Annotated in this window: 24 protein-coding genes and 2 tRNA genes; 24 read left to right on the top strand and 2 right to left on the bottom strand. The window is 69.9% G+C overall.

Annotation, left to right across the window (positions count from 1 at the left end):
- Positions 1–40 precede the first annotated feature (40 nt).
- From BV453_RS05120 to BV453_RS05050, 15 genes are all read left to right on the top strand, one after another.
- Positions 41–796 carry a DUF4129 domain-containing protein gene (locus tag BV453_RS05120; RefSeq protein ID WP_249521025.1) on the top strand — a complete coding sequence of 252 codons (756 nt, stop codon included), beginning with the start codon at positions 41–43 and terminating at the stop codon, positions 794–796.
- Positions 793–1,263 carry a hypothetical protein gene (locus BV453_RS05115; RefSeq protein ID WP_249521024.1) on the top strand — a complete coding sequence of 157 codons (471 nt, stop codon included), beginning with the start codon at positions 793–795 and terminating at the stop codon, positions 1,261–1,263. Before BV453_RS05120 ends, BV453_RS05115 begins: the two co-directional genes overlap by 4 nt.
- On the top strand, positions 1,260–2,231 hold the full coding sequence (locus BV453_RS05110; protein WP_249521023.1) for a MoxR family ATPase: 972 nt from the start codon (positions 1,260–1,262) through the stop codon (positions 2,229–2,231). Before BV453_RS05115 ends, BV453_RS05110 begins: the two co-directional genes overlap by 4 nt.
- A complete protein-coding gene (locus tag BV453_RS05105) occupies positions 2,228–3,535 on the top strand; it encodes a DUF58 domain-containing protein (RefSeq protein ID WP_249521022.1) in 1,308 nt (435 codons plus the stop codon). The genes BV453_RS05110 and BV453_RS05105 overlap by 4 nt, the downstream gene beginning before the upstream one ends.
- Positions 3,532–4,107: a hypothetical protein gene (locus BV453_RS05100; protein WP_249521021.1), complete on the top strand. Its 576-nt coding sequence runs from the start codon at positions 3,532–3,534 to the stop codon at positions 4,105–4,107. Before BV453_RS05105 ends, BV453_RS05100 begins: the two co-directional genes overlap by 4 nt.
- Positions 4,108–4,116: 9 nt before the next feature.
- Positions 4,117–7,005: an excinuclease ABC subunit UvrA gene (uvrA, locus tag BV453_RS05095; RefSeq protein WP_060921194.1), complete on the top strand. Its 2,889-nt coding sequence runs from the start codon at positions 4,117–4,119 to the stop codon at positions 7,003–7,005.
- Positions 7,005–8,909 carry an excinuclease ABC subunit UvrC gene (gene uvrC / locus BV453_RS05090; RefSeq protein ID WP_085607836.1) on the top strand — a complete coding sequence of 635 codons (1,905 nt, stop codon included), beginning with the start codon at positions 7,005–7,007 and terminating at the stop codon, positions 8,907–8,909. The genes uvrA and uvrC overlap by 1 nt, the downstream gene beginning before the upstream one ends.
- A 35-nt stretch (positions 8,910–8,944) precedes the next feature.
- Positions 8,945–9,817: an RNase adapter RapZ gene (gene rapZ, locus BV453_RS05085; RefSeq protein WP_025105029.1), complete on the top strand. Its 873-nt coding sequence runs from the start codon at positions 8,945–8,947 to the stop codon at positions 9,815–9,817.
- A gap of 63 nt (positions 9,818–9,880) precedes the next feature.
- Entirely contained in the window at positions 9,881–10,858 is a 978-nt protein-coding gene (gene whiA, locus BV453_RS05080; RefSeq protein ID WP_025105028.1) for a DNA-binding protein WhiA, read from the top strand.
- 161 nt (positions 10,859–11,019) lie between these two features.
- Entirely contained in the window at positions 11,020–11,646 is a 627-nt protein-coding gene (locus BV453_RS05075) for a superoxide dismutase (RefSeq protein WP_025105027.1), read from the top strand.
- Positions 11,647–11,761: 115 nt separating this feature from the next.
- Positions 11,762–12,772 (top strand): type I glyceraldehyde-3-phosphate dehydrogenase, encoded by a 1,011-nt coding sequence (gene gap, locus BV453_RS05070; RefSeq protein ID WP_025105026.1) that lies wholly within the window; start codon positions 11,762–11,764, stop codon positions 12,770–12,772.
- A 10-nt stretch (positions 12,773–12,782) separates the two neighbouring features.
- A complete protein-coding gene (gene pgk, locus BV453_RS05065; protein WP_025105025.1) occupies positions 12,783–13,997 on the top strand; it encodes a phosphoglycerate kinase in 1,215 nt (404 codons plus the stop codon).
- The gene (tpiA, locus tag BV453_RS05060) at positions 13,988–14,779 is read left to right on the top strand and encodes a triose-phosphate isomerase (RefSeq protein WP_025105024.1); all 792 of its coding nucleotides are present in this window, start codon (positions 13,988–13,990) and stop codon (positions 14,777–14,779) included. The genes pgk and tpiA overlap by 10 nt, the downstream gene beginning before the upstream one ends.
- A gap of 80 nt (positions 14,780–14,859) precedes the next feature.
- Complete coding sequence (gene secG, locus BV453_RS05055) at positions 14,860–15,108, top strand: preprotein translocase subunit SecG (RefSeq protein ID WP_025105023.1); 249 nt, start codon at positions 14,860–14,862, stop codon at positions 15,106–15,108.
- Positions 15,108–15,461 carry an RNA polymerase-binding protein RbpA gene (locus BV453_RS05050; RefSeq protein WP_025105022.1) on the top strand — a complete coding sequence of 118 codons (354 nt, stop codon included), beginning with the start codon at positions 15,108–15,110 and terminating at the stop codon, positions 15,459–15,461. The genes secG and BV453_RS05050 overlap by 1 nt, the downstream gene beginning before the upstream one ends.
- Before the next feature lie 56 nt (positions 15,462–15,517).
- Here the strand turns inward: BV453_RS05050 and BV453_RS05045 are convergent, their stop codons facing one another.
- Positions 15,518–16,747, bottom strand: a complete 1,230-nt coding sequence (locus tag BV453_RS05045; protein WP_249521020.1) for a hypothetical protein — start codon at positions 16,745–16,747, stop codon at positions 15,518–15,520.
- Positions 16,748–16,818: 71 nt separating this feature from the next.
- A tRNA-Gly gene (locus tag BV453_RS05040) sits at positions 16,819–16,892 on the bottom strand.
- A gap of 94 nt (positions 16,893–16,986) precedes the next feature.
- Here BV453_RS05040 and BV453_RS05035 point away from each other — a divergent pair.
- The 9 genes from BV453_RS05035 to BV453_RS04995 all read left to right on the top strand — a co-directional run bounded on the left by BV453_RS05035 (position 16,987) and on the right by BV453_RS04995 (position 24,883).
- Positions 16,987–17,060, top strand: a tRNA-Pro gene (locus tag BV453_RS05035).
- A 60-nt stretch (positions 17,061–17,120) separates the two neighbouring features.
- Positions 17,121–18,599 (top strand): trigger factor, encoded by a 1,479-nt coding sequence (gene tig, locus BV453_RS05030; RefSeq protein WP_249521019.1) that lies wholly within the window; start codon positions 17,121–17,123, stop codon positions 18,597–18,599.
- 72 nt (positions 18,600–18,671) lie between these two features.
- Positions 18,672–19,166 carry a tetratricopeptide repeat protein gene (locus BV453_RS05025; RefSeq protein WP_249521018.1) on the top strand — a complete coding sequence of 165 codons (495 nt, stop codon included), beginning with the start codon at positions 18,672–18,674 and terminating at the stop codon, positions 19,164–19,166.
- A gap of 81 nt (positions 19,167–19,247) precedes the next feature.
- Positions 19,248–19,835, top strand: coding sequence for an ATP-dependent Clp protease proteolytic subunit (locus tag BV453_RS05020; RefSeq protein ID WP_025105018.1), 588 nt, complete (start codon positions 19,248–19,250; stop codon positions 19,833–19,835).
- 17 nt (positions 19,836–19,852) lie between these two features.
- Entirely contained in the window at positions 19,853–20,494 is a 642-nt protein-coding gene (locus BV453_RS05015) for an ATP-dependent Clp protease proteolytic subunit (RefSeq protein ID WP_025105017.1), read from the top strand.
- 154 nt (positions 20,495–20,648) lie between these two features.
- Positions 20,649–21,584 (top strand): sugar-binding transcriptional regulator, encoded by a 936-nt coding sequence (locus tag BV453_RS05010; protein ID WP_060921184.1) that lies wholly within the window; start codon positions 20,649–20,651, stop codon positions 21,582–21,584.
- A complete protein-coding gene (gene deoC, locus BV453_RS05005; RefSeq protein WP_025105015.1) occupies positions 21,581–22,582 on the top strand; it encodes a deoxyribose-phosphate aldolase in 1,002 nt (333 codons plus the stop codon). Before BV453_RS05010 ends, deoC begins: the two co-directional genes overlap by 4 nt.
- A gap of 10 nt (positions 22,583–22,592) precedes the next feature.
- On the top strand, positions 22,593–24,035 hold the full coding sequence (locus tag BV453_RS05000; RefSeq protein ID WP_062766778.1) for an aldehyde dehydrogenase family protein: 1,443 nt from the start codon (positions 22,593–22,595) through the stop codon (positions 24,033–24,035).
- Entirely contained in the window at positions 24,032–24,883 is an 852-nt protein-coding gene (locus BV453_RS04995; protein ID WP_249521017.1) for an aldehyde dehydrogenase family protein, read from the top strand. Before BV453_RS05000 ends, BV453_RS04995 begins: the two co-directional genes overlap by 4 nt.
- Positions 24,884–24,924: the final 41 nt, after the last annotated feature.

Raw genomic sequence — 24,924 nt, 5'->3', positions numbered from 1 at the left:
GGAACGGGGCCGTCTCGGGCCGCGCCCCTAGGGTGGAGGCATGTCGCGCCCAGAGCCTCCGGTCCGTGCACCGGAGGCCGTGCGCCGGTCATGGCCCACCGCGCCGCTGCTCGGCCTCGCCGCGATCGCCGGACTGTTCGGGGTCCTCATGCTCGCTGCCGCGGGACAGGGCACCCCGCAGTTCTCGTCGTCCCGACCGGAGAGCACGCCGCCGCCCCCGGAGGACGTCGTCCTCCCGGTCCCGTCGACGACCGGGACACCACCGCCCCCGGAGTCCTGGGGCGAATCCGCTCTCGCGCAGATTCTCGGGGTGGTCTTCGGGGCGCTGCTGACGCTGGCCGTCCTCGCCCTCGTCCTCGTGGTCCTGCGCCAGCTCCTCCGCTTCCTCCGACGGCTGTGGCAGGCACGTCCGCTCGATCGTCCTGAGGTCACCGCTGCCGCCGGGGAGGACGGTGGCAGCGCTCCCGCGGTACCTCCGAACGAGGAGGTCATCCGCCGCGGGGTCTCCGCCGCGTTGCGCACCGTGACAGCGAGGCCCGATCCCGGTGATGCGATCGTCGCCGCGTGGGTCGGACTGGAGGAATCCGCCGCCGACGCCGGCCACGGTCGCGGAGCCGCCGAGACGCCGGCGGAGTTCACGGCCCGGGTGGTCGGTGCCCGCCGGAGCATCGCGGCCGACGTGCTCCGGCTCCAGGGGCTGTACGAGCGGGTCCGCTTCGGTGGGCTGGTCGCAGACGAGCAGGACCGACAGAGCGCCGTGGTCGCCCTCCGGGGCATCAAGGAGGGGTGGCGGTGAAGGGCATCGTCGTGACGGTGATCAGCGCCCTCATCGGGGCCGCTCTCTTCACCGTGCTCATCGTGCTCGGAGTGCCTGCCGCCTTCGCCGTGGCCTGGACCCTCCTCCTGCTCGCGGTGGTCGCGGCCACCCGACAGGTCTTCGTCGACGAGGCGGTCGTGTGGCCGCCGGAGGCGCCGCGAGCGGAATCGCGCGGCTCGGACGTGTCGCGGATGGCCTGGGCGATCAACACCCGCACGGGCGTCGCCGGGCACGTCGTCGTGCGGCGCGTGCAGGGGGTCGTCCGGCGCCGCCTCGCCCATCGCGGCCTCGACCTCGACGATCCTGACGACCACCCGCGCATCGACGCGATGCTGGGGGACGGCGTTCGAGCGTCCCTGCACGCGCGTGACGTGCAGCGTGCCGACATCGAGCGCGTCCTCGACGCCCTCGACCGCATCCCGACCGACACGGAGGAGACTTCATGACCAACGATGAGACCGCGCAGATCGCCGACGTCGGACGCCGCGTGCTCGCCGGCGTCCGGACAGCGGTGGTCGGGATGGACGAGCCTCTGACTCTGGCGCTCGCCACGATCCTTGCCGGGGGACATGTGCTCTTCGAGGACGTCCCCGGCCTCGGCAAGACGCTCGCCGCGCGGAGTCTGGCGGGGGCCCTCGGCCTGGACTTCCGTCGGCTGCAGTGCACTCCTGACATGCTTCCCGGCGACGTCACCGGCTCGTATGTGTACTCGCCCTCGACCGGAGAGTTCGCCTTCCGCCTCGGCCCCCTCTTCACGGGCCTGCTGCTCGCGGACGAGATCAACCGGACGACGCCGAAGACGCAGTCGGCGATGCTCGAGGCCATGGCCGAGCGCCAGGTGACGGTGGAGGGCAATCGGTTCGCCCTCCCACGGCCGTTCCACGTGATCGCGACCTCGAATCCGATCGAGTACGAGGGGACGTACGCGCTGCCCGAAGCCCAGCTCGACCGGTTCATGGTGCGGCTCTCCGTGGGCTATCCCGGCGCTGAGGAGGAGGCGCGCATCATCCTCGACCGCGTCGAGCGGCAGAGCCCGGATGTCGAGGTCGCACCCGTTCTGGACGCGGAGGGCCTCCAGCGCCTCCAAGCGGCGGTCGAGCGCATCCACGTCGATCCCGACGTCGTGCGGTATGCCGTCGAACTCGCCCGCGCCACCCGCGAGGCGGCGACGGTAGCCGTCGGCGCGTCCCCGCGCGGCTCGCAGGCGCTCGTCCTCCTCGGCCGCGCGCTCGCCGCGCTGGACGGCCGGGCGTATGTGCGGCCGGACGACATCAAGCGCATCGCGGTGCCCGTCCTCGCTCACCGCCTGACGCTGACGCCGCAGGCCTGGGCGCAGGGCGTCGATCCGCGGACGGTGGTGGACGCGGCGCTGGCTCGGACGCCGGTGCCTCCGACGGTCGCGACGACGCCGTGACGGACGAGACGGCGGTCGAGTCCACCGCCGCACTCACGTGGCAGCGCACGCCGGTCATCGCGCTCGGCATCGCCGGCGCCGCGATCCTCGCGGCGGTCGGGCTCGCCTCCTCGCGTCCGGACGTCGTCGCCCTCGGGCTGCCCCTGGCGCTGACCGCGGGCTGGGCGCTCCTCTCGCGCCCCCGTCCCGGACACGCACGCATCGCGCTGCGGGCCCAGGCCGTCGGCGACGGTGACCGCCCGGAGGTGCGCACCACCGTGGACGTGCTGCTGACGGCCGACGCCGTACAGGTCGCGGTGGATCAGGACGGGCGGCGCACCGGCCTCGCGGACGTACGGCCCGGCGCCGCGTGCGTCACGGCCCGCAGTGCTCTGCAGCACTCCGGTCCGAGCGAGCCGCTCGGCGTGACCGCGCGGGGATCCGACCTCGACGGTGCGTGGGTCACGGGGCTCCTTCCCCGGACGGCGGTCGTCTGGAACGCGCCCCCGCGCGGCGTGCGGATCAGCGCCCTCCCGGTGGCGCCGCGACTCACCGGACTCCACGGTGCCCATCCGGGCTCGCGCCCCGGTCAGGGTGGGGACTTCCGCGACATCCAGCCCTTCGTCCCGGGGGATGAGCTCCGGCGGGTGGACTGGCGGGCGACCGCGCGAGTCGCCCGTCGCCCCGGCGACCTCCTGGTGCGCAGGGACGATGCGCTGAGCGATTCCTCGGTGGTCATCGCGATCGACACCGCCGAAGACCTGGGTGCCGTCGTCGCCGCGTGGGGGAGCGGCGACGCCGATCGCTCCGGGGTCACGTCGCTCGATCACGCGCGTGAGGCTGCCCTGGCGATCGCCACGGCCGCCACCGGAGTCGGGGACCGGGTCGCCTATCACGCGCTCTCCCCGGACGGGGTGTCGCTGCCGTCCGGTGGAGGAGTGCGGCACCTCGCCCGTCTCCGCCGCGCCATCGCGGCCACCGGCCTCGGCGCCGACCCTTCGTACCGTCGCTCGCCGGTGGTGCCGCCCGGCTCGATCGTCTTCGTGCTCTCGACGTTCGTCGACGGGGTCGCCGCGCGGCTGGCCACGAGCTGGCGTGCCGCCGGCCACGCCGTCGTGGCGGTCGACGTGCTCCCTGTGCCGGAGGCGACCCGCCTCACCAGGGAACAGCGGATCGCGCTTCGCACGCTGCTCGCCGAACGCGCCGACATCCTGACGGAGCTGGACCACGCGGGCATCGAGGTGGTGCCGTGGTCGAGCGGAGCCGATGCGGCGATGCGGCTGGCGGCGTGTCGTCTCACTCGCCGGGGGACCGGGCGCCGATGAGTCGTTCCGTCCGCTCGTTCCGCACCGGCGCCGCGGTGCCGGGCATCGTCATCCGGCTCGCGATGGTCGCCGTGGCCGCCTGCGGGGCCCTGCTGCTTATCCCGTTCCCGCTGTGGCAGGGCATCGCCGTGCTCGCCGCGCTCGTCGCCGCCGCGATCCCGCGCAGCCTCGCCGCCTGGGTGGCGCTCGCGTGCCTGCCGTTCGGGGTGATCCTCACGGAGCCGGATCCCGGCCGGACGGCGCTGGCGCTGTTGTGCGTGCATGCTCTGCACGTGTGCGCGTCGCTGAGTCTCGTGGTGCCGCCGTCCTCGCGTGTGGCCCTTCCGATCCTGCTTCCGACCGCCGGCCGCTTCCTCACGGTCCAGCTGCTCGCGCAGCCGGTCGCGTTCGGAGTCTGGCTGCTCACCGAGCGGCAGATCACCGGGGCGACCGCGCTCCTGGCACCCGTCGCCGCCGGGATGCTGCTGGGCGGGGTCCTGCTCGCGGTCCGTGCCGCGAGACGGGCCGACGTGGCGGCCGCAGGAACCGGGGCGTTCGGCGTTCTCGGAGCCGATGTCCGTGGCCCCTCGTAGACTTGTTCGGTGCCCATCGTCCCCGTTGCTTCCCCAGGAAAACTCAGTGTCCGCGGCGCCCGCGTGCACAATCTCAAGAACGTCGACATCGACATCCCCCGCGACTCGCTGGTGGTCTTCACCGGCCTCTCCGGATCGGGGAAGTCGAGCCTCGCCTTCGACACGATCTTCGCCGAGGGGCAGCGCCGGTACGTCGAGTCGCTGAGCGCCTACGCGCGGCAGTTCCTCGGTCAGGTCGACCGGCCGGACGTCGATTTCATCGAGGGGCTGAGCCCGGCGGTGTCGATCGATCAGAAGTCGACGAACCGCAACCCGCGGTCGACGGTCGGCACGATCACCGAGATCTACGACTACATGCGTCTGCTCTGGGCGCGTATCGGCGTTCCGCACTGTCCGGTGTGCGGCGAGAAGATCCAGCGGCAGACCGTCCAGCAGATCGCCGACCAGCTCATGGAGCTCCCGGAGCGCACCCGCTACCAGGTGGTCGCGCCGATCGTCTCCCAGAAGAAGGGCGAGTTCGTCGACCTGTTCCGGGAGCTCGGGGCGAAGGGCTACTCGCGGGCGATCGTCGACGGCGAGCTCATCCAGCTGGCCGAGCCTCCGACGCTCAAGAAGAGCTACAAGCACGACATCGCGGTGGTCGTCGACCGCCTCGTCGCCTCGCCCGACATCCTCGGACGCGTGACCGACTCGGTGGAGACCGCTCTCGGTCTCGCCGGTGGGGTCGTGCAGATCAACTACGTGGACGGCGAGGGCGACGACGCCTGGCAGACGTTCTCGGAGAAGCTCGCGTGCCCGAACGGCCACGCGCTCACCCTCACCGAGATCGAGCCGCGCACGTTCTCCTTCAACGCGCCGTTCGGTGCCTGCCCCGCCTGCTCGGGCCTCGGCACCCGCATGTCGGTGGACGTCGATCTGATGCTCGGCGACGAAGACCTCTCGATCCGCGAGGGCGTCATCATCCCGTGGACCACGCAGGGCAAGGGGCTCTTCCAGTACTACGAGCGCCTGCTCGAAGGACTCTCCCGCGACCTCGACTTCTCCCTCGACACCCCGTGGCGCGAACTGCACTCCGACGTCAAGGAAGCAGTCCTGCGCGGAGAGAACTACAAGGTCACCGTCAAGTGGAAGAACCGCTACGGCCGTGAGATGCGCTACGCCTCCGGATTCGAGGGCGTGGTGCCGTACATCGAGCGGCAGTACCTGCAGGCCGAGTCCGACACCCAGCGCAGCCGGTGGGGCGAGTACCTCCGCGAGGTCCCGTGCCCGGTCTGCAACGGCGACCGTCTCAAGCCCGAGGTGCTGGCCGTGCAGGTGCACGGCCACTCCATCGCCGAGGTCTCCCACCTGAGCCTGGCCGACGCCCGGGCGTTCATGGAGAAGCTGCATCTCACCGACCGCGAGGCCAAGATCGCCGCCCAGGTGCTCCGTGAGATCCGCCTGCGCCTCGACTTCCTCCTCCAGGTCGGTCTGTCCTACCTCAACCTCAGCCGTTCGGCCGGCTCGCTGTCGGGTGGCGAGGCCCAGCGCATCCGCCTCGCCACGCAGATCGGCTCCGGTCTCACCGGCGTGCTCTACGTCCTCGACGAACCGTCGATCGGACTGCACCAGCGCGACAACCGCCGGCTCATCGAGACGCTGCTCACGCTGCGCGACCTCGGGAACACCCTGATCGTCGTCGAGCACGACGAGGAGACCATCGAGGCCGCGGACTGGGTGGTCGACATCGGCCCGGGGGCCGGCGTGAACGGCGGTGCCGTAGTCCACTCCGGGCCCTACTCGGCGCTGCTCGCCGACACCGATTCGATGACCGGGGACTACCTCTCGGGCCGTCGGGAGATCCCGATGCCGGCGAAGCGTCGGAAGATCGACAAGAAGCGCATGCTCAGCGTCGTGGGCGCCCGCGCCAACAACCTCCGCAACGTCACGGCCGACTTCCCGCTCGGCGTGCTGACCGCGGTCACCGGCGTCAGCGGATCCGGGAAGTCGTCCCTCGTGAACGACATCCTGTATCAGGTGCTCGCGTCGCGGCTCAACGGGGCGCGGACGGTGCCGGGCAAGCACACGCGCGTGACCGGGCTCGACAACCTCGACAAGGTCGTGCACGTCGACCAGGCGCCGATCGGCCGCACCCCGCGATCGAACCCGGCGACCTACACCGGTGTCTTCGACCGCATCCGCACGCTCTTCAGCGAGACGCCCGAGGCGAAGGTCCGCGGCTACCAGCCCGGACGCTTCAGCTTCAACGTCAAGGGCGGACGCTGCGAGGCGTGCTCGGGTGACGGCACGATCAAGATCGAGATGAACTTCCTCCCGGACGTGTACGTGGACTGCGAGGTGTGCCACGGCAAGCGGTACAACCGCGACACCCTCGCCGTGCACTACAAGGGCAAGAACATCGCCGAGGTGCTGGAGATGCCCATCGAGGAGGCGGCCGAGTTCTTCGAGCCGATCCAGGCCATCCACCGCTACATGAAGACCCTGGTCGACGTGGGGCTGGGATACGTGCGCCTCGGGCAGTCGGCGACGACGCTGTCGGGCGGTGAGGCGCAGCGCGTGAAGCTCGCGACCGAGCTCCAGCGTCGCAGCAACGGCCGGAGCATCTACGTGCTCGACGAGCCGACGACGGGTCTGCACTTCGAAGACGTGCGCAAGCTCCTCGAGGTGCTGAACGGTCTGGTCGACAAGGGCAACACGGTCATCGTGATCGAGCACAACCTCGACGTGATCAAGTCGGCCGACTGGGTGATCGACCTGGGTCCGGAGGGCGGTTCTGGCGGCGGCACGATCCTCGCCACCGGCACGCCGGAGCAGATCGCGCGGGTCGAGGAGAGCCACACCGGCCAGTTCCTCGCCGAGATCCTGGGTGAGGGGCGCTCCGCGCGGAAGGCCAGCTGATGGCCGACGTGCTGCCGTACAAGCCCCGGGCGGGCGAGATCCCGACCGACCCGGGGGTGTACCGGTTCCGCGACGCCAACGGCCGGGTGCTGTACGTCGGGAAGGCGAAGAACCTCCGTCAGCGGCTGTCGAACTACTTCGCTCCGCTGCGGACGCTGCATGAGCGCACGCGCCGGATGGTGACGACGGCGGCGTCGGTGGAGTGGACCGTCGTGCCCACCGACGTCGACTCCCTCCAGCTCGAGTACATGTGGATCAAGGAGTTCGATCCGCCGTTCAACGTCAAGTACCGGGACGACAAGTCGTACCCGTTCATGGCGGTGACGCTCGGGGACGAGGCGCCGCGTGTGCTGGTCACCCGCAACCGGAAGATCCCCGGGGCCCGCTACTTCGGTCCGTACCCGAAGGTCTGGGCGGTGCACGAGACCATCGACCTGATGATCAAGGCGTTCCCGATCCGCACGTGCAGCGACGCCAGTTACAAGCGGGCGATGCAGACGGGGCGTCCGTGCTTCCCCGGGCAGATCGGCAAGTGCGGCGGGCCGTGTTCGATGACGGTGTCGATCGAGGAGCATCGCGCCATGGTCGACGACTTCGTCGCATTCATGGCGGGCGGTGACGAACGCTTCACCCGCGAGCTCACGCAGCGCATGCTCGCGGCGTCGGCGGCCATGGACTACGAGGCAGCCGCGAAATACCGTGACAAGCTCTCGGCGATCGAGGCCGTGCTCGGCAAGAGCGCCCTCGTGCTCCCGGCCGACGAGGACGCCGACCTGTTCGGCATCGCGGAGGACGAGCTCGCCGCCGCCGTGCAGCACTTCGTCATCCGCGGCGGTCGTGTTCGAGGCGTCCGGGCCCTGACGATCGAGAAGGAGATCGACATCACGGGTGGGGAGCTCGTGGAGCAGGTCCTCCAGCAGGCGTACGGCGAGGCCCAGGACGTGCCGCGCCGCATCCTCGTCCCGGTGCTTCCCGACGACGCCTCCGAGCTGGAGGTGTGGCTGCGCGAGCGCCGGGGCCGGAAGGTCGAGATCGCCGTGGCGCATCGCGGCCAGCGCGCCGATCTCATGCGCACGGCCACCCTGAACGCCCAGCAGGCGCTGATCAGGCACAAGACGCGTCGGACGAGCGACTACGTCGCGCGCACGCAGGCGCTCACCGATCTCCAGGAGGCGCTGGGGATGGAGGAGGCACCGCTTCGGATCGAGTGCTTCGACATCTCGCACCTCGGGGGCACCAACGTGGTGGCGTCCATGGTCGTGTTCGAGGACGGGCTGCCGCGCAAGGACCAGTACCGCACCTTCAACATCGCGGAGACCACCGACGACACCGACTCCATGTACCAGGTGCTGCGGCGTCGGCTCGCCTACCTCGACCGCCCGGAAGAGCAGGAGGCCGTCGACCCCACCACCGACGAGGTGGTCGCGGAAGACGTCGGCGAGGCGGGGGTGCGCCGGAAGCCCCGGTTCGCCTACCCGCCGCAGCTGCTGCTCGTGGACGGCGGTCAGCCGCAGGTCGAGGCCGCCGCGCGGGCACTTCGCGACGCCGGACACACGGAGATCGCGGTCTGCGGCATCGCCAAGCGTCTGGAGGAGATCTGGTTGCCGGGAGACGACTTCCCGGTCATCCTGCCGCGGACCAGCGAATCCCTCTACCTGCTCCAGCGTCTTCGCGACGAGGCGCATCGGTTCGCCATCACGCACCAGCGCAAGAAGCGCAAGAAGGACATCACCACGGTGCTCGCCGAGGTCCCTGGTCTCGGGGCCTCACGGATCAAGGTCCTCCTCAAGCACTTCGGGTCGGTCACCGCGCTGCGTGCCGCGGAACCGCAGCAGATCCAGGAGGTCCAGGGGATCGGTCCGGTGCTCGCCCAGAACATCCATACGCACCTGTCCACTCGCTAGGCTGGGAGGCCGAGGGGGAGAAGGAGCAGTGAGCGATGTCTGACGGGGAACAGGGCGAATTCCTCATCGTCACCGGGATGTCCGGCGCGGGTCGGACCACGGTGGCGAACGCGCTGGAGGATCTCAGCTGGTACGTCGTCGACAACCTGCCGCCGCAGATCCTCCGACCGCTGCTCGATCTGACCGGCATGGGGGGCGACGCGCTGCCGAAGGTCGCGGCGGTGGTCGACGTGCGCGGCCGCAACCTCTTCGACGACTTCCCGGGTGTCGCTCGCGTGCTGCGCACCAGGGGATCCATCCGCGTGCTCTTCCTGGACGCCTCGGACGACGTCCTCGTCCGTCGCTTCGAGGCCGTACGGCGCCCGCACCCGCTGCAGGGCGACGGCACCCTCCTCGACGGCATCCGGACCGAGCGCGCCCGGCTCGCCCCGATCCGCGAGGCCGCGGATCTGGTGATCGACACCTCGGCGTTGAACATCCACCAGCTCGCGACCAAGGTCTCGGACATCTTCTCGGAGGAGGGCGAGGCGCGGCACCGGGTCACCCTGCTCAGCTTCGGCTTCAAGTACGGGCTGCCCACCGACGTCGACGTCGTGGCCGACATGCGCTTCCTCCCGAACCCGTATTGGAACGAGGACCTGCGCGGTCTCACGGGGCAGGACGAGACCGTGCGGGAGTACGTGCTCTCCCGGGACGGCGCGGAGGAGTTCCTCGACGCCTACGCGAAGGCTCTCGTGCCCGTCCTCGAGGGGTATCAGCGCGAGAACAAGAGCCACTCCACGATCGCCATCGGGTGCACGGGCGGCAAGCACCGTTCGGTCGCCATGTCCGAGGAGCTCGCCCGTCGACTGGCGGGAATCCCGGGCGTCGCGGTCAACGTCCGCCACCGTGACCTCGGCAGGGAATAGGCCCCCGAGCGAGTAAGCTGGAGGTTTGCGTCGCGACCCGGCGCGTGAACGTGAAGGAGTCTCGTGGCACTAACCACCGACGTCAAGGCTGAGCTCGTCAGCATCCGCAATGCACCTCCGACGGTGCGCGTCGCTGAGGTGACGGCCATCCTCCGGTTCGCCGGTGGTCTGCACTCCATCGCCGGCCGTGTGGCGGTGGAAGCGGAGGTCGATGCCGAGACCCTCGCCCGCCGTGTGGCCCGCGACCTCGCCGAGATCTACGGCGTCCGCCCGGAGATCGCCCAGGTGCAGTCGAGCACCGCCAACGACGGCGCCCGCTGGGCCGTCCGCGTCATCGCGCAGGGGGAGACCCTGGCCCGCCAGACCGGACTGCTCGACCAGCGTCGCCGCCCGGTCCGCGGACTGCCGAACCGCCTCACCACGGGGTCCCGTGCGGAGATCGCCGGCCTCTGGCGCGGGGCCTTCCTCGCCGCGGGTTCGCTGAGCGAGCCGGGCCGCTCCGCGATGCTCGAGGTCGCCTGCCCGTCGTCCGAGGCCGCCATGGCGCTCGTGGGTGCCGCCCACCGCCTCGGTGTCGCCGCGAAGGCGCGCGAGGTCCGCGGGCTTCCCCGCGTCGTCGTGCGCGAGGGGGAGGCGATCCGCACCATCCTCAGCGAGATGGGCGCCCAGCGCACCGCTCTCGCGTGGGAGGAGCTGCGACAGCGCCGCGAGGTGCGCGCCGGCGTCAACCGTCTCGTCAACTTCGACGACGCGAACCTCCGCCGTTCCGCGCAGGCCGCCGTGGCGGCATGCGCCCGGGTCGAGCGCGCTCTCGAGATCCTGGCCGACGAGGTGCCCGACCACCTCCGTGTCGCCGGCGAGCTCCGCCTCGCACACCGCGACGCCAGCCTCGACGAGCTCGGTCACCACGCCGACCCTCCGCTCACGAAGGACGCGGTGGCCGGCCGCATCCGCCGCCTGCTGGCGATGGCGGACAAGCGCGCGCAGCAGGAGGGCATCCCGGGGACCGAGGCCGCCGTCCCCGCCGGTCTCGACGTCTGACTCGGGTGACGCCGCCCTGGACGGCGTGTCAACCCCCGGAAGGATCCGGACACCCGAGGCGTTGTCGTCAGTAGGATGAAAGTCGTCCGCTCTCCGTCGCACATCGGCGACGCGGAGCATCGGCAAGCGCCGCGGCGCGGCGCGGATTGGATGAATGCGATATGGCAACCTACACGCTCCCCGACCTTCCCTACGACTTCGCCGCTCTCGAGCCGCACATCAGCGGCAAGATCATGGAGCTGCACCACGACAAGCACCACGCGACCTACGTCGCGGGCGCCAACACCGCCCTGGAGCAGCTGGCCGAGGCCCGCGAGAGCGGCAACCTCGCGAACGTGAACAAGCTCGAGAAGGACCTCGCGTTCAACCTCGGCGGCCACGTCAACCACTCGATCTTCTGGACCAACCTCTCGCCGAACGGCGGCGGCCAGCCCGAGGGCGAGCTCAAGGCGGCCATCGACGAGTACTTCGGCTCCTTTGAGAAGTTCCAGGCGCACTTCACCGCCGCCGCCACCGGGATCCAGGGTTCCGGCTGGGCCGTCCTGAGCTGGGACTCGATCGGCTCGCGCCTCATCATCCAGCAGCTCTTCGACCAGCAGTCGAACACCGCGCAGGGCACCATCCCGCTGTTCCAGCTGGACATGTGGGAGCACGCCTTCTACCTCGACTACCTCAACGTGAAGGCCGACTACGTCAAGGCCGCGTGGAACATCGCCAACTGGGAGAACGTCGCCCAGCGCCTCGAGGTCGCCCGTCAGCAGACGAACGGCCTGCTGGTACTGTCGTAATCGGGTCGCGTCCCGGCGGGCCCACGGCTCGTCGGGGCGCCATCTCAGCCAAAAAACCCGCGCATGGCGCACGCTCGACGGCGGCGCTCGGCGCATGAGAAACAGGGAGACCTGAGTGTCTGTCAAGATCGGTATCAACGGCTTCGGCCGCATCGGACGCAACTACTTCCGCGCAGCTCTCGCGCAGGGAGCAGACCTTGAGATCGTCGCGGTCAACGACCTCACCGACAACAAGACCCTGGCACACCTGCTGAAGTACGACTCGGTCAGCGGCGTCCTCGACGCCGAGATCACGTACGACGACGACAGCATCACCGTCGACGGCAAGGAGATCAAGGCCTTCGCAGAGCGTGACCCCGCCAACCTCCCGTGGGGCGAGCTGGGCGTGGACATCGTCATCGAGTCGACCGGCTTCTTCACCAACGCTGACGCCGCGCGCAAGCACATCGACGCCGGTGCGAAGAAGGTCCTCATCTCGGCTCCGGCCACGGGTGACGACCGCACCATCGTCATGGGCGTGAACGAGGAGACGTACAACCCGGAGACGGACCACATCATCTCCAACGCCTCCTGCACCACGAACTGCCTCGCGCCGCTGGCCAAGGTGTTCAACGACGCCTTCGGCATCGACCGCGGCTTCATGATGACGGCCCACGCCTACACCGCCGACCAGAACCTGCAGGACGGTCCCCACAAGGATCTCCGCCGCGCCCGCGCCGCCGCGATCAACATCACGCCGGCCTCGACGGGTGCCGCGAAGGCCATCGGCCTCGTCCTCCCGGAGCTGAACGGCAAGCTCAGCGGTTCCTCCTACCGCGTGCCGGTTCCCACGGGCTCGATCGTCGACCTGACGCTCATCACGGACCGCGAGAACCTCACGGTGGACGAGGTCAACGAGGCCTACAAGAAGGCTGCGGCCGAGGGGCGTCTGGCCGGGTACCTGCAGTACAACGAGGACCCGATCGTGTCGAGCGACATCGTGCACAACCCGCACTCGTCGATCTTCGACTCCACGCTCACCAACGTCAGCGGCAACCTGATCAAGGTCTCGAGCTGGTACGACAACGAGTGGGGCTACTCCAACCGTCTCGTCGACCTGACCGAGTACGTCGCCGAGCGCATCTGAGCTCCGACACATGACTCTGCGCACCCTGGACTCACTGGGTTCGCTCGAGGGCAAGCGCGTCATCGTCCGTTGTGATCTGAACGTCCCCCTGCGGGACGGGGTCATCACGGACGATGGCCGTGTCCGCGCCTCGCTGCCGACCCTGAAGACCCTCATCGACGCGGGCGCCCGCGTCGTCGTCTGCTCGCACCTCGGCCGCCCCGACGGCGCGCCCGACCCGCAGTACAGCCTCGAGCCGGTCGCCCAGCGGCTGTCCGAGCTGCTCGGCGCCCCGGTCGCCTTCGCCGGCGACACCGTGGGCGAGGCCGCGAAGGACGCCGTGGCGTCCCTCGAGAACGGTCAGGTCGTCGTGATCGAGAACCTCCGGTTCAACCCGGGGGAGACGTCGAAGGACGATACCGAGCGCGGTGCCTTCGCGGCGCAGCTCGCGGAGCTCGGCGACGTGCTCGTCTCCGACGGCTTCGGCGTCGTGCACCGCAAGCAGGCGAGCGTCTACGACCTCGCGAAGCTGCTGCCCTCGGCGGCGGGGCTCCTGATCGCGACCGAGCTCGATGTGCTCGATCGCCTCACGGAGAACCCGGAGCGGCCGTACGCGGTGGTGCTCGGCGGGTCCAAGGTGAGCGACAAGCTCGGAGTCATCTCGCACCTGCTGCCGCGGGTGGACCGCATCCTCGTCGGCGGCGGCATGCTCTTCACCTTCCTGAAGGCACAGGGGCACGCCGTCGCGTCGAGTCTCCTCGAGGAGGACCAGCTCGAGACCGTGCGCGGCTACATCGCCGAGGCGGCCGAGCGCGGCGTGGAGCTCGTGCTCCCGACCGACGTGGTCGTCGCCGCCTCCTTCGGTGCGGACGCGGACCACGAGGTGGCCGCCGCGGACGCGATCGAGGAGACGGCATTCGGCTCGTCGGGCATCGGCCTCGACATCGGGCCGGAGACCGCGGCGCGCTTCGCCGAGGTCATCCGCGGGTCGAAGACCGTGTTCTGGAACGGCCCGATGGGCGTGTTCGAGTTCCCGGCCTTCGCTGCGGGAACCAAGGCGGTCGCGCAGGCACTGACCGAGGTCGACGGCCTCAGCGTGGTCGGCGGCGGCGACTCCGCCGCGGCCGTCCGCCAGCTCGGATTCACCGACGATCAGTTCGGGCACATCTCGACCGGCGGCGGCGCGAGCCTCGAATTCCTCGAGGGCAAGAAACTACCTGGGCTGGAGGTCCTCGGATGGGCGTGAGCTCCCGTACCCCGCTGATCGCGGGCAACTGGAAGATGAACCTGGATCACCTGCAGGCGGTGGCGTTCGTGCAGAAGCTGCACTGGACGCTGAAGGACGCCAAGCACGAGGACGGGTCCGTGGAGGTGGCGGTCTTCCCGCCCTTCACCGACATCCGCAGCGTGCAGACGCTGATCGACGCGGACAAGATCCCGTTCGCGTTCGGTGCGCAGGACGTCTCGGCGCACGACTCCGGTGCGTACACCGGCGAGATCTCCGGGGCGTTCCTGGCGAAGCTCGACGCGAAGTACGTCATCATCGGACACTCCGAGCGTCGCGAGTACCACGCCGAGTCCGACGAGATCGTGGCCGGCAAGGTGAAGGCTGCGCTCAAGCACGGCCTCTCCCCGGTGATCTGCGTGGGCGAGACGGCGGAGGACCTGGAGAAGTTCGGTGCCAGCGCCGTTCCGGCCGGACAACTCGAAGCCGCCCTTCAGGGCGTCTCCCCGTCGGCCGACATCGTCGTGGCGTATGAGCCCGTCTGGGCCATCGGGTCGGGCCAGGCGGCCACCCCGCAACAGGCGCAGGACGTCTGCGCGGCGCTCCGCGGCGTGATCGCGAAGGTCCTCGGCGACGAGGCGGCGGCCCGCACCCGCATCCTCTACGGCGGATCGGTCAAGGCGGCGAACATCGCCAGCTTCATGCGCGAGCCTGACGTGGACGGCGCTCTGGTCGGCGGCGCGAGCCTCGTCGTCGACGAGTTCGCGGCGATCATCCGCTTCGAGAAGCACGTCGGCGTGTGAGTGCGGCGGGGCTCCGGCCCCGCTGCACCGTATACTTGACCGTTACGGGGGCGCTCCGGCCCCAGCGAAAGGCTCTTTCCGTGGCAATTCTCGAGTTCGTCCTGCAGGTCGTGCTGGGCATCACCAGCGTCCTGCTGACTCTCCTCATCCTCTTGCACAAGGGTCGCGGCGGCGGCCTGTCCGACATGTTCGGCGGCGGCATGACCACTGCGGTCGGCTCCTCCGGTCTCGCGGAGCGGAACCTGAACCGCTTCACCGTCGTCCTGGCGCTCACGTGGTTCATCGCCATCGTGGCGCTCGGCCTCATCACGAAGTTCGAGGTGATCTGATGGCTACCGGTGGAAACGCGATCCGCGGTACCCGCGTCGGTTCCGGTCCCATGGGGGAGCAGGACCACGGCTACCACGCCGACCGCATCGCGGTGTCGTACTGGGACGGTCTCGGCAACGAGACGGTCCGCTACTTCGCCGCCGGTCTCCCCGAGGAGGAGATCCCGGAGATCATCGATCACCCGCAGTCCGGTCTTCCGGCCGGGCGCGACAAGGAGAACCCTCCTGCCGTCGCCAAGGCCGAGCCGTACAAGACGCACCTGGCCTACGTGAAGGAGCGTCGCACGGACGAGGAGGCCGTCCAGCTCCTGGAGGACGCCCTCACCCAGCTTCGCGAGCGTCGGGGTCAGTGACCGCCGATTGAGCGAGAGGAGAAGCCGCCGTGGTGACCACGGCGGCTTCTTCCGTCTCAGCGGCAGCCGGCCGCCGCGTCGATGTAGTTCTGCGGGGGATACCCGTAGGCCCAGACCCCGTTGGCGTCGTCCGTGAAGCCCATGCTGATCGCCCAGGCCGTCGCCCACTTCTCGATGCTGTCCTGGGTGGACGAGTCGTACATGCCCTCGCACTTCACGCTGATGGCATGGCCCACCTCATGGGCGACGAGCGCGCGGCTGCGTTCGGCGGGCCACTGCTCCGCCACCGAGTCCGACAGCTGGATGACCGCGCGCCCCGGATCGTCCCACCACCAGGTGGTGTACCCGCCCATGCTGCCGTTGTACCCGGCGCCGTTGACGAGAGGGGCCCAGTCGAATTCCAGCAGGACGCCGGGCGCGAGAGACCGCGCGAACGCCTCCACCTCGAGGCGGGCGTTCTGCAGCGGACCGGCCTTCTCCGCGAGCTCCGCGTTCTCCGCGGAGACGACCTCGGTGGCGGCCTGCTGCAGGGCGACATAGGCGGCCGCGGCCGCGTCGTCGACCTCGGTGACGGCGAGAGCGTCGGATGCGGCTCCGCGCAGAGCGATCACGGCGGCGTTGCGAGTGGACGGATGCGCGGTCTCGAAGGCGCCCGCGGCCTCGGCCGCGGCGGTGAGCACGGACACGCCGGTCGTCCGCACCGCGTCCACGCTCGCGGCGGCGGACGCGGAGGCGCTGTCCATCGACTCGGCGACGTCGCGCAGGATGCTCTGGTCCTCGGCGAGACGGCTCGTCGCGGCGAAGAGGTCCCAGAACCAGCCGGGTTTCGTCTCGTCGGCTGGGAGCCGCGTCGCGAGGACGTCCTCGGCCTCGCCGCCGGTGGTCTCGCCCTCCGCCACGGCGGAGTCCAGGGCCGCCCAGAGATCCTCCGGAACGGCGAGGGCAGGCGCGCCGGTGTCGATGATGACATGGCCGGCATCCGTCGCCGCGATCAGATCGGCGGTCCGCTGCCGGAGTTCCGTCTGCTGGGCGGTCACCGATCGAGTGGCGTCCTCGACCCCGCTGGCGGCCTCGTCGTACCCCTGGTTCGCGACGAGCTGCGTGATGCCGAGACCCGCCAACACCGCGACCGTGCCGACGGTGCCGGCGAGGACGCCCCTGAGCGATCGCCGGTCGCGCGGCGGCCGGGGGACGCCGGACGGCGAGGAGAGGACGGCCGGGAGGCGATGCCCACCCGGAGCCGGCACCATGGCGGTCGCGGCAACCGACGGCGGAGGGGCGGTCACGAGGCGCTCATCTCGGCAGGCCTTCCGGTCGGGAGCTGATCCTGTCAGCGTATTCGACCGAGGTGACAACGTGGAGGGGGTGACGGGAATCGAACCCGCGCAATCAGTTTGGAAGACTGAGACTCTACCATTGAGCTACACCCCCGGAACCGGAGTCCGGACTCCATCGATCATAGCGGACGGTCGGGCATGCTCCTGTCCGTTAGACTCGGTGGGGCTGAATCTGCGTGCGGATTCCCCGGGGCGTAGCTCAGCTTGGTAGAGCGCCCGCTTTGGGAGCGGGAGGTCGCAGGTTCAACTCCTGTCGCCCCGACTCGACCCCACGACCTTCCAGCCGCGTTCTGCGCGGAAACCACAAGGAGAACACACCAGCATGGCGAACAGCACCGTCGAGAAGCTGACCCCGACCCGGGTCAAGCTCACCATCACGGTCACCCCGGACGACCTCAAGCCCAGCATCGCGCACGCCTACGAGCACATCGCGCAGGACGTCCAGATCCCCGGCTTCCGCAAGGGCAAGGTGCCCGCTCCGATCATCGACCAGCGCATCGGCCGCGGCGCCGTCATCGAGCACGCCGTGAACGAGGGCCTGGACAAGTTCTTCCGCGAGGCGACCGCCGAGCACAAGCTCCGCATCGTCGGCCGCCCGTCGGCCGAGATCACGCAGTGGCCGAGCGAGAAGGACTTCTCGGGCGACCTGCTCGTCGACGTCGAGGTCGACGTGCGGCCGGAGATCGAGCTCCCCGACTACGCGGGCATCACCCTCGAGGTCGACGCCGTGGAGGCCGACGAGGCCGCCCTCGACGCCGAGCTCGAGAACATGCGCGCCCGCTTCGGCACGCTCATCCCCGTCGACCGCCCCGCGGCCAAGGGCGACTTCGTCGAGCTGGACCTCGTCGCCACCATCGACGGCGCCGAGATCGACCGCGCCGAGGGCGTCTCCTACGAGATCGGCTCCGGCGAGCTCCTCGAGGGCATCGACGACGCGATCGAGTCGCTCACCGCCGGTGAGGACACCACCTTCCGCTCCGCCCTCGTCGGCGGCGACCACGCCGGCAAGGAGGCGGAGGTCTCCGTCACCGTCAAGGCCGTCAAGGAGCGCGAGCTTCCCGAGGCCGACGACGAGTTCGCGCAGATCGCGAGCGAGTTCGACACGATCGCCGAGCTGCGCGACAGCCTGCGCGAGCGCGTCGAGCAGCAGGGCGTCTTCACGCAGGGCTCCGCCGCCCGCGACAAGCTCGTCGAGACGCTGCTCGCGCAGATCGAGATCCCGGTCCCGCCGCAGCTCATCGAGGACGAGGTGCACAACCACCTCGAGGGCGAGGGCCGTCTCGAGGACGACGTGCACCGCGCCGAGGTGACCGAGGCCAGCGAGAAGCAGTTCCGCACGCAGGTGCTGCTCGACACGATCGCCGAGCAGGCCGACGTGCAGGTCTCGCAGGAGGAGCTCTCGCAGTACCTCATCCAGTCCGCCGCGCAGTACGGCATGGCGCCGCAGGAGTTCGTCGAGGCGCTGCAGTCCTCGAACCAGCTCCCCGCGCTGGTCGGCGAGGTCGCCCGGAACAAGGCGCTCGCGATCGCCCTGGGCAAGGTCAAGGTCGTGGACACCAACGGCAAGGCCGTCGACCTCTCCGACTTCGTCGTGACCGACGACGAGGCCGAGTCCGAGGACGAGAAGCCCGCCGAGGCCGAGGAGAAGCCGGCCGCGAAGAAGAAGGCCCCCGCCAAGAAGGCGGCCGCCAAGAAGGATGCCGACGCGGACGAGAAGCCCGCTGCGGAGAAGAAGCCCGCCGCCAAGAAGCCGGCGGCGAAGAAGGCTCCGGCCAAGAAGGACGCCGACACCGCCGAGTGATCGGCACGGTCGAGTGAAGAGGGCGGGTGCTGCGGCATCCGCCCTCTTTCTCATCGAGGGAAGGACGACGGGATGACGAGCTGGGACGACCGCATCGAGCAGGTGTGGGCGGAGGCCTCCGGAGAGGAGGTCGGCGACGAGACGATCGCGCGCATCGACGCCCTCGCCGCCGAACGGGGTGCGGACGACGCGAGGGCCGAGTTCGAGCGCGCCGGTGCTCGCGATTCCGCCGGGCGCCCGGCGGAGGCCGTGGAGCTGTACCGCCGCGCCCTGGCGCTCGGCCTCGACGAGGAGCACCGCCCGCAGTGCGTGATCCAGCTCGCGAGCTCGCTGCGCAACCTCGGTGACTACGACGAGGCGCTGCGGGTGATCCGCGCCGAGGAGGAGATCGCGGCGGACGGGGCGTATCGGGACGCGGTCGCGGTGGTGCACGCCCTCATCCTCGCGAGTGCCGGCCGGCCCGCGCAGGGCCTGTCGGTGGCCATCCTCGCGCTCGTCCCGCACCTGCCGCGCTATCACCGGTCGATGACGGCGTACGCGCACGAGATCGCGGGCAGCGACACCTGATATGCCGACGGCGAACACGACCTAGGGGCTGTGCGCGCGCCGGTAGATTCGAATCACTGAAACACGGAAGCAGGAGCTGACATGGCTGAACCCCTCGTCGCGACAAGCGTCTTCGACAGGTTGCTGAAGGACCGCATCATCTGGCTCGGCTCGGAGGTGCGAGACGACAACGCCAACGAGATCTGCGCGAAGATCCTCCTTCTCGCCGCCGAAGACTCCGAGAAGGACATCTACCTCTACATCAACTCGCCCGGCGGCTCGATCACCGCGGGCATGGCGATCTACGACACGATGCAGTTCGTGCCGAACGACATCGTCACCGTCGGCATCGGCATGGCCGCGTCCATGGGCCAGCTGCTGCTGACGAGCGGCACCAAGGGCAAGCGCTACATCACGCCGAACGCCCGCGTGCTGCTGCACCAGCCGCACGGCGGCTTCGGCGGCACCGCGAGCGACATCCAGACCCAGGCGCAGCTCATCCTGTCGATGAAGAAGCGCCTCGCCGAGATCACCGCGTCGCAGACCGGCAAGCCCGTCGAGCAGATCAACGCCGATGGCGACCGCGACCGCTGGTTCACGGCGGAGGAGGCCCTCGAGTACGGCTTCGTCGACCACATCCGCGAGCACGCCAGCGACGTCACCGGCGGCGGCGGCACGGGCGTCGAGTAAGGATTCGAGAGGACACCATGTACACACCCACGTTCCAGTCCGCCGGAAACCTGCCCTCCAGCCGGTATGTGCTGCCGCAGTTCGAGGAGCGCACCGCCTACGGCTTCAAGCGCCAGGACCCGTACAACAAGCTGTTCGAAGACCGCGTGATCTTCCTCGGCGTGCAGGTCGACGACGCGTCGGCCGACGACGTCATGGCACAGCTCCTCGTCCTGGAGAGCCAGGACTCCGAGCGCGACATCACCATGTACATCAACTCGCCCGGTGGCTCGTTCACCGCGATGACGGCGATCTACGACACGATGCAGTACGTCGCGCCGCAGATCCAGACCGTCGTGCTCGGCCAGGCGGCCTCGGCCGCGTCCGTGCTGCTCGCGGCCGGTGCCCCCGGCAAGCGTCTCGCCCTGCCGAATGCGCGCGTGCTGATGCACCAGCCCGCGATGGGGGAGGCCGGCCACGGTCAGGCCTCCGACATCGAGATCCAGGCGGCGGAGATCCTCCGCATGCGCACCTGGCTCGAGGAGACCATGGCCCGTCACACCGGCAAGCCGGTCGAGCAGGTCAACCGCGACATCGATCGCGACAAGATCCTCTCGGCCAACGAGGCGCTGGAGTACGGCATCGTCGACCAGGTGCTCACCTCGCGCAAGCGCGCGTAGTCCGCATCCGCAGAGAAGGACGCCCGTCGAATCGACGGGCGTCCTTCTCGCATCTCCGGCGGATGCGCGCGGGAGGATGGCGGGACTGCGCATATGAGCAGACGGGTGCGCGAACGCTGAATCCGGCGTACCCTGGAGGAGGAAGGAGGACACCGTGGAAGAAGATCTGCTCATGGTCCGGGTCGCCGAGCTGTACTACGACGAGGACAAGACGCAGGACGAGATCGGTGGTCTCCTGAAGATCTCCCGCTGGAAGGTCGGGCGCCTCCTCACGCAGGCGCGTCAGCGCGGCATCGTCCGCATCGAGATCGTCCACCCGCGCGCCCGTCGGCTCGGCCTCGAACGCGAGCTCGTGGAGCGGTTCGGCTTGACCGACGCGGTGGTCGTCCCCTCGCCGGAGGGCGACGAGGGCACCCTGGAGCGCGTCGCTCAGGCGGCGGCCGACTTCCTGACCGCCCTCCGTCCGGTTCCGCGCACGCTCGGCGTGAGCTGGGGCAAGACCCTCCGCGCCGTGGCCGAGGCCCTGCCCGACGGCTGGGCGAACGGCGTCACCGTCGTGCAGCTCAACGGCGGTGTCAGCCTCAACCGGCGCTCGGGAGGGGCCGCAGGACTCGCGGTGACCATCGCCCAGCGCGCGTCCGGCCAGGTCTCGCTGCTGCCGAGCCCCGCGATCCTGGAGCACGTCGAGACGAAGCAGGCCATCGAAGGCGACCGCACCGTCGCGGCCGTGCTGGAGGAGGCGGCGGACGCCCAGGCGTTCCTGTTCACCGCCGGACCGTGCGATGCGACCTCCGCCCACGTCGAGAACGGCTATCTCACGGCCGCCGACGTGGAGGAGCTGGCACGTCGCGGTGCCGTCGGCGACGTCCTCGGGCGCTACGTCGACGCCGAGGGCAACATCGTCGACCCGCAGCTGGACGCCCGCACGGTCGGCGTCTCGCTCGACCGCCTGCGCGGCGCCGCGCGGGCCATCTTCGTGACGGCGGGTCCCGCCAAGCACGACATCGCGCGCACGGTCGTGACCAGCGGCCTGTGCGGGGTCCTGGTGACCGATGAGACCACAGCACGAGCATTGTTGGAGGAACAGTGACGACGACAGAACTCAGCCGCAGGACGGCGGTGGACGTCCTCGGCGGTGAGCCGGACGACGCGACCCTCCGTCGTTTCCTGCACGGCCTCCCCGGCGTGGACGCCGTCGGGCTGGAGCAGCGCGCTGCCGGCCTCGGCACGCGCTCCATCAAGACGACGTCGAAGGCGTGGGCGCTGGACACGATCATCAAGCTGATCGACCTGACCACCCTGGAGGGGGCGGACACCCCTGGCAAGGTCCGTTCGCTCGTCGCCAAGGCGAAGAACCCGGATGCGGCGGATCCGTCCACGCCTCGGGTGGCGGCCGTGTGCGTCTACGGCGACATGGTCGCCGGAGCGGTCGAGGCCCTCGGCAGCCTGCACGGCGACCCCGACGACGGCCTCATCTCGGTCGCCGCGGTGGCCACCGCCTTCCCGAGCGGCCGGTCCTCCCTCGCGATCAAGCTCGCCGACACCGCGGAAGCGGTCGCCGCGGGTGCGGACGAGATCGACATGGTCATCGACCGCGGTGCGTTCCTGTCCGGCCGCTACGGGCTGGTGTTCGATCAGATCGCTCAGGTCAAGGAGGCGTGCCGCCGTGAGGACGGCTCGTACGCCTCGCTCAAGGTGATCCTCGAGACCGGCGAGCTGAACACGTACGACAACATCAAGCGTGCCTCCTGGCTCGGCATCCTCGCCGGCGGCGATTTCATCAAGACCTCGACGGGCAAGGTGCAGCCGGCGGCGACGTTGCCGACCACGCTACTCATGCTGGAGACGGTGCGCGACTGGTATCGCGGGACGGGGGAGCGGATCGGCGTGAAGCCCGCCGGCGGCATCCGCTCGTCGAAGGACGCGGTCAAGTACCTCGTCACCGTCGCCGAGACCGTGGGGGAGGAGTGGCTCCAGCCGCACCTGTTCCGCTTCGGCGCCTCGAGCCTGCTCAACGACGTGCTCCTGCAGCGCCAGAAGCTCACCACCGGCCACTACTCCGGCCCCGACTACGTCACGATCGACTAGGACACCCGACATGTCATTCCTGGAATACGCTCCGGCTCCGGAGTCCACGGCGGTGCTGAACCTCAAGGACAGCTACGGGCTGTTCATCGACGGCGAGTTCGTCGACGGCTCCGGCACCCCCTTCCGTACCATCTCCCCGGCGACGGAGAAGGAGATCGCCGAGATCGCCTCCGCCGACGACGCGGACATCGACCGCGCTGTCGCCGCGGCCCGTCGCGCCTACGACAAGGTCTGGTCGCGCATGAGCGGCCGCGACCGGGGCAAGTACCTGTTCCGCATCGCCCGCCTCGTGCAGGAGCGCGCCCGCGAGCTCGCCGTCGCCGAGAGCCTCGACAACGGCAAGCCCATCAAGGAGAGCCGCGACGTGGACGTGCCCCTCGTCGCGTCCTGGTTCTTCTACTACGCGGGCTGGGCCGACAAGCTCGACTACGCCGGGCTGGGTGCGAACCCGCGTGCTCTGGGTGTCGCCGGTCAGGTCATCCCGTGGAACTTCCCGCTGTTGATGCTCGCGTGGAAGCTCGCGCCCGCGCTGGCGGCCGGGAACACGGTCGTGCTCAAGCCGGCCGAGACCACGCCGCTGACGGCACTGATCTTCGCCGAGATCCTGCAGCAGGCCGATCTCCCTGCCGGTGTCGTGAACATCGTCACCGGAGCCGGGGCGACCGGTGCCGCCCTGGTCCGTCACCCGGACGTCGACAAGGTCGCCTTCACCGGCTCGACGGGTGTGGGTCGCGACATCGCCCGCGCCGTGGCGGGGACGAACAAGAAGCTGACGCTGGAGCTGGGCGGCAAGGCCGCGAACATCGTCTTCGACGACGCGCCGATCGATCAGGCCGTCGAGGGCATCGTCAACGGCATCTTCTTCAACCAGGGCCACGTGTGCTGTGCGGGCAGCCGCCTGCTGGTGCAGGAGTCCATCCATGACGAGGTCGTCGACCGGCTGAAGAACCGGCTGTCGACGCTGCGTCTCGGTGACCCGCTCGACAAGAACACGGACATCGGCGCGATCAACTCCGCCGCGCAGCTCGCCCGTATCCGTGAGCTCAGCGACATCGGCGAGGCCGAGGGTGCCGAGCGCTGGACCGCCGACTGCGCGATCCCGGAGCAGGGCTTCTGGTTCGCTCCGACGATCTTCACCGGCGTCGAGGCCTCGCACCGCATCGCCCGCGACGAGGTCTTCGGGCCGGTGCTGTCGGTCCTCACCTTCCGGACGCCCGCTGAGGCGATCGCCAAGGCCAACAACACCCCGTACGGTCTCTCCGCCGGCATCTGGTCGGACAAGGGCTCGCGCATCCTCGCCGTCGCCGACCGGCTGCGCGCGGGCGTCGTGTGGGCGAACACGTTCAACCGTTTCGACCCGTCGAGCCCGTTCGGCGGCTACAAGGAGTCCGGGTACGGCCGCGAGGGCGGTCGCCAGGGCCTCACCGCCTATCTCAAGGGAGCCGCAGCATGAGCAAGCGACTGACCGTTCCGAAGACCTACAAGCTCGCGATCGGCGGGGCCTTCCCCCGGAGCGAGTCCGGACGCACGTACGAGGTCGTCTCCCGCAAGGGCGCCTTCCTCGCCAACGCCGCCAAGGCCTCCCGCAAGGACGCCCGCGATGCGGTCGTCGCCGCGCGCGCCGCCGTCAAGGGCTGGTCGGGGGCGACGGCCTACAACCGCGGCCAGGTGCTCTACCGGGTCGCCGAGGTCCTGGAAGGGCGTCGCGCGCAGTTCGTCGACGAGATCGTGGCGCAGGAGGGCAACTCGTCCTCGGCGGCCACGGCGCAGGTCGACGAGGCGATCGATCTCTGGGTCTGGTACGCCGGCTGGTGCGACAAGTACGCCCAGGTGGCGGGAAACGCGAACCCCGTCTCCGGTCCGTACTTCAACATCTCGGTGCCCGAGCCCACCGGTGTGGTCGCCATCGTGGCCCCGCAGGACTCGGCGCTGCTCGGCCTGGTGTCGGTGGTCGCCCCGGCCCTCGTCGCCGGGAACACCGTCGTCGTGGTCGCGAGCGAGCAGTACCCGCTCTCCGCGATCAGTCTCGCCGAGGTGCTCGCGACCAGTGACGTGCCAGGGGGCGTGGTGAACGTGCTCACCGGCTCGCCGGCGGAGATCGCGCCGTGGCTCGCCTCGCACCAGGATGTGAACGCCCTCGATCTCGCCGGCGCGGGCGCGCTGGAGTGGGTCGACATGCAGATCGCCGCGGCGGAGACGCTGAAGCGCGTGCTCGCCCCCGGCGACGTGGTGGCCTCGCCGGAGCGGATCGCCGCGTTCACCGAGGTCAAGACGGTCTGGCACACCAAGAGCATGGTCTGACGACACGTCAGGATGACCGAGGGCCCCGTCGCGCACCGCGC

The sequence above is a fragment of the Microbacterium sp. ER1 genome (assembly GCF_023383675.1).
In the GTDB taxonomy this organism is placed as follows: domain Bacteria; phylum Actinomycetota; class Actinomycetes; order Actinomycetales; family Microbacteriaceae; genus Microbacterium.
This window is presented reverse-complemented; position numbering and strand designations above follow the sequence as displayed.

Excerpts from the sequence above, each read along its gene's own strand:
- BV453_RS05015 (WP_025105017.1), top strand. The coding sequence starts at position 19,853 with ATGTACACACCCACGTTCCAGTCCGCCGGAAACCTGCCCTCCAGCCGG.
- BV453_RS05020 (WP_025105018.1), top strand. The coding sequence starts at position 19,248 with ATGGCTGAACCCCTCGTCGCGACAAGCGTCTTCGACAGGTTGCTGAAG.
- tig (WP_249521019.1), top strand. The coding sequence starts at position 17,121 with ATGGCGAACAGCACCGTCGAGAAGCTGACCCCGACCCGGGTCAAGCTC.
- uvrC (WP_085607836.1), top strand. The coding sequence starts at position 7,005 with ATGGCCGACGTGCTGCCGTACAAGCCCCGGGCGGGCGAGATCCCGACC.
- BV453_RS05000 (WP_062766778.1), top strand. The coding sequence starts at position 22,593 with ATGTCATTCCTGGAATACGCTCCGGCTCCGGAGTCCACGGCGGTGCTG.
- pgk (WP_025105025.1), top strand. The coding sequence starts at position 12,783 with ATGACTCTGCGCACCCTGGACTCACTGGGTTCGCTCGAGGGCAAGCGC.
- BV453_RS05110 (WP_249521023.1), top strand. The coding sequence starts at position 1,260 with ATGACCAACGATGAGACCGCGCAGATCGCCGACGTCGGACGCCGCGTG.
- BV453_RS05050 (WP_025105022.1), top strand. The coding sequence starts at position 15,108 with ATGGCTACCGGTGGAAACGCGATCCGCGGTACCCGCGTCGGTTCCGGT.
- BV453_RS05100 (WP_249521021.1), top strand. The coding sequence starts at position 3,532 with ATGAGTCGTTCCGTCCGCTCGTTCCGCACCGGCGCCGCGGTGCCGGGC.
- rapZ (WP_025105029.1), top strand. The coding sequence starts at position 8,945 with ATGTCTGACGGGGAACAGGGCGAATTCCTCATCGTCACCGGGATGTCC.
- BV453_RS05025 (WP_249521018.1), top strand. The coding sequence starts at position 18,672 with ATGACGAGCTGGGACGACCGCATCGAGCAGGTGTGGGCGGAGGCCTCC.
- BV453_RS05120 (WP_249521025.1), top strand. The coding sequence starts at position 41 with ATGTCGCGCCCAGAGCCTCCGGTCCGTGCACCGGAGGCCGTGCGCCGG.
- BV453_RS04995 (WP_249521017.1), top strand. The coding sequence starts at position 24,032 with ATGAGCAAGCGACTGACCGTTCCGAAGACCTACAAGCTCGCGATCGGC.
- BV453_RS05075 (WP_025105027.1), top strand. The coding sequence starts at position 11,020 with ATGGCAACCTACACGCTCCCCGACCTTCCCTACGACTTCGCCGCTCTC.
- tpiA (WP_025105024.1), top strand. The coding sequence starts at position 13,988 with ATGGGCGTGAGCTCCCGTACCCCGCTGATCGCGGGCAACTGGAAGATG.